This is a genomic window from Nocardioides sp. P5_C9_2 (genome assembly GCF_054049555.1).
Genome location: NZ_JBFUMD010000483.1, coordinates 1 through 2931 on the forward strand (window position 1 = coordinate 1; position 2931 = coordinate 2931).

Consider the following 2931-nt stretch of genomic DNA (forward strand, 5'->3'; position numbering starts at 1 on the left):
GCCCTGCACGTCGAAGGCCGCGCCGAGGTGCTCGAGCGCGATCGCGGAGCACTCGATGTGCCATCCGGGTCGACCGGGACCGAAGGGGCTCTCCCAGGAGGGCTCGCCCTCACGCTCGCCGCGCCACACGATGCAGTCGAGCGGGTCCTTCTTGCCCGGGCGGTCCGGGTCGCCGCCCCGGTCGGGGAACACGCGGAGCATGGTCTCGCGGTCCCAGCCGGACACGTCGCCGAAGGCCGGGTCGGCCGTCACCGAGAAGTAGAGGTCGGTCTCGACCTGGTAGACCGCGCCGACCTCCTGCAGCCGCTGGACCAGGTCGATGACCAGGGGGATCGACTCGACGGCGCCGATGTACTGCGCCGGGGCCAGGACCCGCAGGGCCTCCATGTCGTGGCGGAACAGCTCGGTCTCGCGCTCCGCGAGCTCGACCCAGTCCACGTCGACCTTCGTGGCCCGCTCGAGCAGCGGGTCGTCGACGTCGGTGACGTTCTGGACGTAGGTGACCTCGTGGCCGGCGGTGCGCCACGCCCGGTTGAGGAGGTCGAAGGCGACGTACGTCGCGGCGTGGCCGATGTGGGTGGCGTCGTACGGCGTGATCCCGCAGACGTAGAGGCGGGCCGGACCCTCGGGGCGGGTCTCGACGAGCGACCCCGTCGCGGTGTCGTGCACGCGCACCACGGGGCCCCTGACGGGGAGGGTCGGGACGTCGGGAGAGGACCAGCTGCGCATGCCGGGCAGCCTATCCGGCGCGGCACACGTGAGACCTAGAAGGGCGGCCAGGGGATGACCGGCCACGACCCCTGGGGATCGGGCAGCACGCCGGTCCGCAGCAGGCGCTGGGCGCGTCGCCGCGTGGCCTCGACCTCGGTGACCGCGAGCATGCCCTCGAGCCGCTCCCCCAGGTCGCCGCGGAGCGCGTCGAGCACCTTCTCCACGCCGGCGAGCTCTTCCTCGGTGAGCGGCTCGCCCGCCCAGCCCCACAGGACGGTGCGCAGCTTGTGCTCGACGTGGAAGGTCACGCCGTGGTCGACACCGAAGCGGTGGCCGTCGGGCATCGCGAGCACGTGCCCGCCCTTGCGGTCGGCGTTGTTGACGACGACGTCGAAGACCGCCATCCGCCGGAGGGCGTCGGAGTCCTCGTGGACCAGCGAGATGGAACGGTCGGACTCGTCGAGGCCGTCGAAGACGTGGCGGAAGCCCGCCGGCACCCGCCCCCCGGGCACCAGGTCCACGGCGTCCTGCGCGGGGTCCGGCTCGCGCCACAGCTGGACCATGCCGGGACCGTGCGGCCCCTCCCGCAGGATCGTCAGCGGCACGATGTCCCAGCCGAACGCCTCCGACACGACGTACGACGCCACCTCGCGGTCCGCGAGGGTGCCGTCCGGGAAGTCCCACAGCGGCCGCTCGCCACGGATCGGCTTGTAGACGCACCGCACGCCGCCGATCTCACCCACGAACGTGGCGTTGGAGGCGGGCATGACCCGGCCGTGGAGCGTGATCTCCCCGGCCAGCACGTCGACCCCGCTCGGCTCGGTCACGACGCGGTCAGGCCTGCGGGTCTCGACGCTTGAAGCCGTTGGCGCGCACGCACAGGTGTCCGTCGGGGTCGACCGGGTTGCCGCAGAACGGGCAGTCGGGACGACCCGCCCCGAGGACCGTGCGGGCCCGACCGACGAAGGCCCGCGCCGCGCCCGCGGTCAGGCGGACGAGGAAGATCTCGTCCGGCTCCGGCTCCTCGAGGTCCTCGTCGACCTGCTCCGGGGAGACGACCGCGGCCTCGGTGAACGGGAAGACCTCGATGACGATCCGCTCCGTCGAGGAGTCCCACGACAGGGTCATCGTGCCCGCGCGGAACTCCTCCTCGATCGGCTGCTCCAGGGGCTCGTTGTCGACGAGGTCGAAGGGCGCCACGGCGGGGACGAGGGCCCCACCGCCGGCGGCCTGCATCACCTCGTCGAGCAGCTCATCGACGCGCTCGGCCAGGGCTTCGACCTGCTGCTTCTCGAGGGCGACGCTGGTGACGCGGGCGCCGTCGCGGGCCTGCAGGAAGAAGGTCCGGTGACCGGGCTCGCCGACGGTGCCGGCGACGAAGCGCTCGGGCGGGTCGAAGGCGTGGACGAGTGGCATGTCACTCACCCTAGGACCCCGCCGGGGACGGCTCGGGTCCGGCTCCGCCCCCGACCGCCGCGTCCGCCGTACGACGGCGCCTGGCGGCCCGGGACCTCGGCGGCGGGGTCAGCCAGGACAGATCGCCCGCGGACGTGTTGGTGCCCAGGACGTAGGGACGCGACTCGGTGTAGCGCACGATCGACACCGACGCCGGGTCGACCTGGATCCGCTGGAAGAGGTCGAGGTGGGTGCCGAGGGCATCGGCCAGGATCGCCTTGATGACGTCGCCGTGGCTCACCGCCAGCCACACCGCCCCGGGACCGTGCTCCTCCTCGACCAACCGGTCGTGGCGGCGGACGGCCTCGACGGCACGGTCCTGCATCGCCCGCATCGACTCCCCGCCCGGGAAGGTGGCGGCCGACGGCTGCGACTGCACGACCTTCCAGAGCGGCTCCTTGGCCAGGTCCTTGAGCGCGCGGCCCTGCCACTCGCCGTAGTCGCACTCGCTGAGCCGGCGCTCGGTGGTGACCGACAGGTCCCCGGACTGGGCCGCGAGGATGGCCCTGGTCGTCTGCTTGCAGCGCTCCAGGGGGCTGGAGACGGCGGCCGCCAGCCGCACCGGGGCGAGCCGGTCGGCCGTCGTCGCGGCCTGCTCGGTGCCGCGTTCGTCGAGCCGGACACCGGCCAGCCGACCCGCCAGCACGCCCGTGGCGTTGGCGGTGGTGCGGCCGTGTCGAACGAGGATCACGGTTGCCATGCCGGTGACCCTAATGGCACTAACCTGATGGGTGTGATCGTCGACAACGCGCTGTACCACGACGG

Annotated in this window: 4 protein-coding genes; all 4 read right to left on the bottom strand. The window is 72.8% G+C overall.

Going from position 1 to position 2931, the window contains the following annotated elements; genetic code table 11:
- A partial coding sequence (locus ACXJKL_RS18490) for a class I tRNA ligase family protein (protein WP_457208467.1) occupies window positions 1–729 on the bottom strand: 729 nt, incomplete at its 3' end.
- 35 nt (window positions 730–764) lie between these two features.
- Window positions 765–1538, bottom strand: a complete 774-nt coding sequence (locus tag ACXJKL_RS18495; RefSeq protein WP_457208468.1) for an SCO1664 family protein — start codon at window positions 1536–1538, stop codon at window positions 765–767.
- Window positions 1539–1545: 7 nt separating this feature from the next.
- A complete protein-coding gene (locus tag ACXJKL_RS18500) occupies window positions 1546–2127 on the bottom strand; it encodes a DUF3090 domain-containing protein (RefSeq protein WP_457208469.1) in 582 nt (193 codons plus the stop codon).
- Window positions 2128–2137: 10 nt separating this feature from the next.
- Window positions 2138–2866: a histidine phosphatase family protein gene (locus ACXJKL_RS18505; protein WP_457208470.1), complete on the bottom strand. Its 729-nt coding sequence runs from the start codon at window positions 2864–2866 to the stop codon at window positions 2138–2140.
- Window positions 2867–2931: the final 65 nt, after the last annotated feature.

What these genes read in the sequence shown, in the direction of transcription:
- ACXJKL_RS18500 (WP_457208469.1), bottom strand. Translation starts at nt 2,127, where the DNA reads ATGCCACTCGTCCACGCCTTCGACCCGCCCGAGCGCTTCGTCGCCGGC.
- ACXJKL_RS18505 (WP_457208470.1), bottom strand. Translation starts at nt 2,866, where the DNA reads ATGGCAACCGTGATCCTCGTTCGACACGGCCGCACCACCGCCAACGCC.